Raw genomic sequence first — 230 nt, forward strand, 5'->3', positions numbered from 1 at the left:
GTCACCATCATTTTCATGAACCCGATAAGCAGGGAACTGAATACAAAAACCATAGGTTGTAAAGTAGTCGCATTGATGTAACTTAACAATCCTAAAATTACCAGTAAAGCCACCATTTTATCTCTCACCTTGAATCTCATCTTCATTCTGATGACAATTGGCATACAGGCACCCATCCCTATCGTAGTAGCATAGTTTGCCCACATAAAATATTCTGTCATTGCGCCGGT

Annotated in this window: 1 pseudogene; it reads right to left on the reverse strand. The window is 39.6% G+C overall.

The features are described from left to right. A pseudogene (locus SB679_RS26530) lies at positions 1-230 on the reverse strand (MFS transporter); the annotation flags it as partial.

This window comes from Chryseobacterium sp. SIMBA_029, from assembly GCF_046535275.1.
Classification (GTDB): domain Bacteria; phylum Bacteroidota; class Bacteroidia; order Flavobacteriales; family Weeksellaceae; genus Chryseobacterium.